The sequence below is a fragment of the Pseudomonas sp. M47T1 genome, assembly GCF_000263855.1.
In the GTDB taxonomy this organism is placed as follows: Bacteria; Pseudomonadota; Gammaproteobacteria; order Pseudomonadales; family Pseudomonadaceae; genus Aquipseudomonas.
The window spans coordinates 78,351-85,264 of sequence record NZ_AJWX01000028.1 but is presented as its reverse complement, the minus strand read 5'-3'; the positions used below and the strand labels follow the sequence as shown (position 1 = coordinate 85,264).

At 57.7% G+C, this 6,914-nt stretch carries 5 protein-coding genes and 1 tRNA gene; 5 read left to right on the top strand and 1 reads right to left on the bottom strand.

Annotated elements, in window-relative coordinates; all coding sequences use genetic code 11:
- The first annotated feature begins 90 nt into the window (after nt 1-90).
- Nucleotides 91-166: transfer RNA gene (locus PMM47T1_RS23615), tRNA-His, on the top strand.
- A gap of 159 nt (nt 167-325) precedes the next feature.
- Here the strand turns inward: PMM47T1_RS23615 and PMM47T1_RS30635 are convergent.
- On the bottom strand, nt 326-457 hold the full coding sequence (locus PMM47T1_RS30635) for a hypothetical protein (RefSeq protein ID WP_274379883.1): 132 nt from the start codon (nt 455-457) through the stop codon (nt 326-328).
- 352 nt (nt 458-809) lie between these two features.
- Here PMM47T1_RS30635 and tig point away from each other — a divergent pair, with 352 nt between their 5' ends.
- From tig to lon, 4 genes are all read left to right on the top strand, one after another.
- Nucleotides 810-2,120 (top strand): trigger factor, encoded by a 1,311-nt coding sequence (gene tig, locus PMM47T1_RS23610; protein WP_008373812.1) that lies wholly within the window; start codon nt 810-812, stop codon nt 2,118-2,120.
- Nucleotides 2,121-2,211: 91 nt separating this feature from the next.
- A complete protein-coding gene (clpP, locus tag PMM47T1_RS23605; protein ID WP_008373810.1) occupies nt 2,212-2,853 on the top strand; it encodes an ATP-dependent Clp endopeptidase proteolytic subunit ClpP in 642 nt (213 codons plus the stop codon).
- Nucleotides 2,854-2,960: 107 nt separating this feature from the next.
- On the top strand, nt 2,961-4,244 hold the full coding sequence (gene clpX, locus PMM47T1_RS23600) for an ATP-dependent Clp protease ATP-binding subunit ClpX (protein WP_008373808.1): 1,284 nt from the start codon (nt 2,961-2,963) through the stop codon (nt 4,242-4,244).
- Between the two features lie 150 nt (nt 4,245-4,394).
- Complete coding sequence (lon, locus tag PMM47T1_RS23595) at nt 4,395-6,791, top strand: endopeptidase La (protein ID WP_008373807.1); 2,397 nt, start codon at nt 4,395-4,397, stop codon at nt 6,789-6,791.
- The last annotated feature ends 123 nt before the right edge of the window (nt 6,792-6,914 follow it).

Below are 6,914 nucleotides of genomic sequence, written 5' to 3'. Positions count from 1 at the left end.
GGCGCAAGCTGTAAGAGTTCGAGTCTCTTCGTCCGCACCATTTAAGTTGTATAGCCCTGTTTTTCAGGGCGTCCGTTGCACCGCAATATGGTGGGCGTAGCTCAGTTGGTAGAGCACAGGATTGTGACTCCTGTTGTCGTGGGTTCGATCCCCATCGTCCACCCCATATTTGTAAGAAAGGCACCGAATGTGAGTTCGGTGCCTTTTTTTTTGATTTGCGGATTACCGGGAAAGGCGCATTTGGCCTCCCGTGTTCAGGTCATTTCGCCCATCACAAAAAAGCCCGCCTTCTTTCGAAGGCGGGCTTTTTCATTTCATGGTGCTATCAGCGATAGTATCCGCGGTGATAACCCCCGCCGCCATGCCCGTGGTCAGGGAAGATAATGCAGCCCGAAGTGCTGAGGATGGCGGCGGTGGCCAGCGCTGCAACGGCGAATTTGGTCAGTTTGTTGAACACGGTTATCTCCTGATGTCGGGGGTAATGCGCCCGTACTGATAAATCAGACAACGAAAATTTGTAACTGTTTGTCTACGAACGTAAATATTTTGAAAAGACGGGCAGGGGATTTGTCGGTGGGTATTTTCCCATCGGTGCTGGGCGATTGCCGCCCGTCGCACTGAAAATGGCCCTGCAAGCAGGCTGCAAGGCCCTGCCAAGCCCTTTGTGGCCGGGCATTTGGGCCGCTTTCGCGTTTCGTTGCGCAAGGCTGTCTTGCACAGGGTGACTTATTGTGTTCGACCCTCTAGAATGCATGCCCTTGATTGGGGTCGGAAATGGCCGGCTAACGTCTGTGCAACGAGGAAAATCAATGCAAGTTTCTGTTGAAAACACTTCCGCTCTCGAGCGCCGCATGACCATCGGCGTGCCTGCCGAGCGCATCGAGACCGAAGTCAACAAGCGTCTGCAACAGACTGCCCGTCGCGCTAAGGTTCCAGGCTTCCGTCCTGGCAAAGTGCCGATGAGCGTTATTCGCCAGCGCTACGAAGATTCCGCACGTCAGGAAGCCCTGGGCGACCTGATCCAGGCGACTTTCTACGAAGCCGTGGTTGAGCAGAAGCTGAATCCAGCCGGTGCCCCGGCTGTCGAGCCTAAAGTGTTCGAAAAGGGCAAGGACCTGGAATACATCGCAACGTTCGAAGTATTCCCAGAGTTCGCCGTCGCAGGTTTCGAGTCCATCGCTGTCGAGCGCCTGAGCGCCGAAGTGGCTGATGCCGACCTGGACAACATGCTGGAAATCCTGCGCAAGCAGAACGTGCGTTTTGAAGCTGCCGATCGCGCCGCTGCAAACGAAGACCAGCTGAACATCGATTTCGTCGGCAAGATCGACGGCGAAGCCTTCGCTGGCGGTTCGGCCCAGGGCACTCAACTGGTGCTGGGTTCCGGCCGCATGATCCCAGGCTTCGAAGACGGCCTGGTTGGCGCCAAGGCCGGTGAAGAGCGCGTTCTGACCCTGACCTTCCCAGAGGACTATCAGAACCTGGACCTGGCTGGCAAAGCTGCCGAGTTCACCGTTACCGTGAACAGCGTTGGCGCACCGACCCTGCCTGAGCTGAACGAAGCCTTCTTCAATCAGTTCGGCATCAAGGAAACCGGTCTGGAAGGCTTCCGCACCGAAGTTCGCAAGAACATGGAGCGCGAGCTGCGCCAGGCCATCAAGACCAAGGTGAAGAACCAGGTCATGGACGGTCTGCTGGCTGCCAACCCGATCGAAGTGCCAAAGGCCCTGCTGGAAAACGAAGTGAACCGCCTGCGCGTTCAAGCCGTTCAGCAGTTCGGTGGCAACATCAAGCCTGATCAACTGCCGGCCGAGCTGTTCGAAGAACAAGCCAAGCGTCGCGTAGTGTTGGGCCTGATCGTCGCCGAAGTGGTCAAGGCCAACGAGCTGAAGCCGGACGAAGCCCGCGTACGTGAGCTGATCCAGGAAATGGCCTCGGCCTACCAGGAGCCAGAGCAGGTCGTGGCGTGGTACTACAAGAACGACCAGCAACTGAACGAAGTCCGTTCGGTTGTGCTGGAAGAACAAGTTGTGGATACTGTTCTGCAGAAAGCTAGTGTGACCGACAAAGCGGTCTCCTACGAAGAAGCAGTCAAGCCGGTAGAAGCTCCACAAGCCGACTGATTCCTTCCAGCGTTGGAACACCACCATAAGCCAGCCTTCGTGCTGGCTTATGCGTATTCAAGACTTGACTATTTGGGAGTGAGTGCGAGACATGTCCCGCAATTCTTATATTCAGCAGAGTTCTGACATCCAGGCCGCTGGCGGCCTGGTCCCGATGGTTGTCGAGCAATCGGCTCGTGGCGAACGCGCCTACGACATCTACTCGCGCCTTCTGAAGGAGCGAGTGATCTTCCTGATTGGCCCGGTGGAAGACTACATGGCCAACCTGGTATGCGCGCAATTGCTCTTCCTTGAAGCCGAAAACCCGGACAAGGATATCCATCTCTACATCAACTCCCCTGGCGGCTCGGTCACTGCAGGCATGTCGATCTACGACACCATGCAGTTCATCAAGCCAGACGTGTCGACTACCTGCATTGGCCAGGCGTGCAGCATGGGCGCCTTCCTGCTGGCTGGCGGCGCGAAGGGCAAGCGTTACTGCCTGCCCAACTCACGTGTGATGATTCACCAGCCACTGGGCGGTTTCCAGGGCCAGGCGTCGGATATCGACATTCATGCCCGTGAAATCCTCTCGATTCGCCACCGTCTGAACGAGCTGCTGGCCTTCCACACCGGCCAGACACTGGAGCAGATCGAGCAGGACACAAACCGTGACAACTTCATGAGCGCCGACCGCGCGGCCGAATACGGCCTGGTCGATTCGGTGATCAACAAGCGTCAGATGCCTGCCTAAGCGGTGCTAATGCCAGGTGGTTGGCACAACCAGCCACCTGTGGACTTGAAAAACCCCGCGATTGCCTTCATCTTGTGTTGCAAGCCTATCGGATTTGGATCGATCGAATGACTGACACCCGCAACGGCGAGGACAACGGCAAATTGCTCTATTGCTCCTTCTGTGGCAAAAGCCAGCATGAAGTACGCAAATTGATTGCCGGCCCCTCGGTCTTTATCTGCGACGAGTGCGTCGACCTGTGCAACGACATCATCCGCGAGGAGGTGCAGGAAGCCCAGGCCGAAAGCAACGCGCATAAATTGCCTTCGCCCAAAGAAATCAGCGGCATCCTTGACCAGTACGTGATTGGTCAGGAACGTGCCAAGAAGGTCCTGGCGGTAGCGGTGTACAACCACTACAAGCGCCTGAACCAACGCGACAAGAAGGGCGACGACGTCGAACTGGGCAAGAGCAACATCCTGCTCATCGGCCCGACCGGTTCGGGCAAGACGCTGCTGGCTGAAACCCTGGCGCGCCTGCTCAACGTTCCGTTCACTATCGCTGACGCCACCACCTTGACCGAGGCTGGCTACGTTGGTGAAGACGTTGAAAACATTATTCAAAAGTTGTTGCAGAAGTGCGACTACGATGTCGAGAAGGCCCAGATGGGCATTGTCTACATCGACGAGATCGACAAGATCTCGCGCAAGTCCGACAACCCGTCCATCACTCGTGATGTATCGGGCGAGGGCGTGCAGCAGGCATTGTTGAAGCTGATCGAGGGCACCGTTGCCTCGGTACCGCCACAAGGCGGTCGCAAGCATCCTCAGCAGGAGTTCCTGCAGGTCGACACCCGCAACATTCTGTTCATTTGCGGTGGTGCGTTCTCGGGCCTTGAAAAGGTCATCCAGAACCGTTCCACGGCTGGCGGCATCGGCTTCAACGCCGAAGTGCGCAGCAAGCAGGAAGGCAAGAAGGTGGGCGAGTCCCTGCGTGAAGTCGAACCTGACGACCTGGTCAAGTTCGGTCTGATCCCGGAATTCGTAGGCCGTCTGCCGGTGCTGGCCACTCTGGACGAGCTGGACGAAGCTGCGCTGATGCAGATTCTGACCGAGCCCAAGAACGCCCTCACCAAGCAATACGCCAAGCTGTTCGAAATGGAAGGCGTGGACCTGGAATTCCGTACCGACGCGCTGAAGTCTGTAGCTCACCGCGCGCTGGAACGTAAAACCGGTGCTCGTGGCCTGCGTTCGATCCTGGAAGGCGTGCTGCTTGACACCATGTACGAGATCCCTTCGCAGACTGACGTCAGTAAAGTGGTGATCGACGAAAGCGTCATTGAAGGTAAGTCCAAGCCGCTGTTGATCTACGAAAACAGTGAGACACCGGCCAAGGCTGCGCCAGACGCATAAGTCGACCTGCGGCTTGAAACAGGAAGGGGCCTTCGGGCCCCTTTTCTTTTCCTGCCAGCAGCGCTTGTTTTTTTTCGGGGCTGCCCCCACATTGACTACAAGCTCAATTCCATCTGTCTACGGCCCCTGGGCCGCTGTAGAGGCGAAATCATGAAGACAACCATCGAATTGCCTCTCCTGCCATTGCGTGATGTCGTTGTGTATCCGCACATGGTGATCCCGCTGTTCGTGGGGCGCGAGAAATCCATCGAAGCCCTCGAGGCCGCGATGACGGGCGAAAAGCAGATATTGCTGCTGGCCCAGAAGAATCCTGCCGACGATGATCCAGGCGAAGACGCCCTGTATCGCGTGGGTACCGTTGCTACCGTGCTGCAACTGCTCAAGCTGCCTGATGGCACCGTCAAAGTGCTGGTGGAAGGCGAGCAGCGCGGTACAGTTGAAAGCTTCATGGAAGTAGACGGCCATTGCCGCGCTGAAGTGCAACTGATCGACGAAGTCGATGCCCCGGACCGCGAGTCCGAGGTGTTCGTGCGTAGCCTGCTGGCTCAGTTCGAACAATACGTGCAGTTGGGCAAGAAAGTCCCTGCCGAAGTCCTGTCCTCCCTCAACAGCATCGATGAGCCTGGCCGCCTGGTAGACACCATGGCCGCGCACATGGCGCTGAAAATCGAGCAGAAGCAGGAAATCCTCGAAATCATCGACCTGTCCGCCCGGGTTGAGCACGTGCTGGCCCTGCTGGACGCCGAAATCGACCTGCTGCAGGTCGAGAAGCGCATCCGCGGCCGCGTGAAGAAACAAATGGAGCGCAGCCAGCGCGAGTACTACCTGAATGAGCAGATGAAGGCCATTCAGAAGGAGCTTGGCGACAGCGACGAAGGCCACAACGAAGTCGAAGAGCTGAAAAAGCGCATCGACGCCGCTGGCCTGCCCAAGGACGCCCTGGCCAAGGCCACTGCCGAGCTGAACAAGCTCAAGCAGATGTCGCCGATGTCGGCCGAGGCCACCGTGGTGCGTTCCTACATCGACTGGCTGGTGCAAGTGCCGTGGAAGGCCCAGAGCAAGGTGCGCCTGGACCTGGCCCGCGCCGAGGACATCCTCGACGCCGACCACTACGGCCTGGAAGAGGTCAAGGAGCGTATCCTTGAATACCTCGCCGTGCAAAAGCGCGTTAAAAAGATACGCGGCCCTGTACTGTGCCTGGTAGGCCCGCCTGGCGTGGGTAAAACTTCGCTGGCCGAGTCCATCGCTCATGCCACCAACCGCAAGTTCGTGCGCATGGCCCTGGGTGGCGTGCGTGACGAAGCCGAGATTCGCGGTCACCGCCGTACCTACATCGGCTCGATGCCAGGCCGCCTGATCCAGAAGATGACCAAGGTAGGGGTGCGCAACCCGCTGTTCCTGCTGGATGAAATCGACAAGATGGGCAGCGACATGCGCGGTGACCCGGCGTCGGCACTGCTGGAAGTGCTCGACCCCGAGCAGAACCACAATTTCAACGACCACTACCTGGAAGTCGACTACGACCTCTCGGACGTGATGTTCCTCTGCACCTCCAACTCCATGAATATCCCGCCAGCATTGCTGGACCGCATGGAAGTGATCCGCCTGCCGGGTTACACCGAGGACGAGAAGATCAACATTGCCACCAAGTACCTGTCGCCCAAGCAGATTGCCGCCAACGGCCTGAAGAAGGGTGAACTGGAAGTGGACGTGGCCGCGATTCGCGACATCATCCGCTACTACACCCGCGAAGCCGGTGTGCGTGGCCTGGAACGCCAGCTCGCCAAGGTGTGCCGCAAGGTGGTCAAGGAACACGCTCGTGACAAGCATTTCTCGGTGAAGGTCACGTCCGACTCTCTGGAACACTTCCTGGGTGTGCGCAAGTTCCGCTACGGCCTGGCCGAGCAGCAGGACCAGATCGGTCAGGTCACCGGCCTGGCATGGACCCAGGTGGGCGGCGAGTTGCTGACCATCGAAGCCGCCGTGGTACCCGGCAAGGGCCAATTGATCAAGACCGGTTCGCTGGGTGATGTGATGGTCGAATCCATCACTGCCGCACTTACCGTGGTGCGCAGCCGTGCCAAGAGCCTGGGCATTCCCCTGGACTTCCACGAGAAGCGTGATACGCACATCCACATGCCCGAGGGCGCCACGCCCAAGGACGGCCCAAGTGCTGGCGTAGGCATGTGCACAGCGCTGGTATCGGCCCTGACGCAGATTCCAGTGCGTGCCGATGTGGCCATGACTGGCGAGATCACCCTGCGTGGTCAGGTGCTGGCCATTGGTGGTCTGAAGGAGAAATTGCTGGCGGCCCATCGTGGTGGAATCAAGACAGTGATCATTCCGGAAGAGAATGTGCGTGATTTGAAGGAAATTCCTGACAATATTAAGCAGGATCTTCAGATTAAACCGGTTAAATGGATTGACGAAGTGCTCCAGATTGCGCTGCAATACGCCCCGGAGCCCTTGCCCGATGTGGCTCCGGAGATTGTCGCGAAGGACGAGAAGCGCGAGTCGGATTCCAAGGAAAGAATCAGCACGCACTAGCAAGCATTTGGCCGGGGGGCTTTTCTTGACAGTTTTTTAAAGCCCTTGTTATAAAGCGGCACTTAATGTGTCAGCAGCCTCCCGGCGTAGTTTTAGCTTTCACCACATACTTAGAAACAAACT

Coding starts and splice junctions, on each gene's coding strand:
- tig (WP_008373812.1), top strand. CDS start 810: ATGCAAGTTTCTGTTGAAAACACTTCCGCTCTCGAGCGCCGCATGACC.
- clpP (WP_008373810.1), top strand. CDS start 2,212: ATGTCCCGCAATTCTTATATTCAGCAGAGTTCTGACATCCAGGCCGCT.
- clpX (WP_008373808.1), top strand. CDS start 2,961: ATGACTGACACCCGCAACGGCGAGGACAACGGCAAATTGCTCTATTGC.
- lon (WP_008373807.1), top strand. CDS start 4,395: ATGAAGACAACCATCGAATTGCCTCTCCTGCCATTGCGTGATGTCGTT.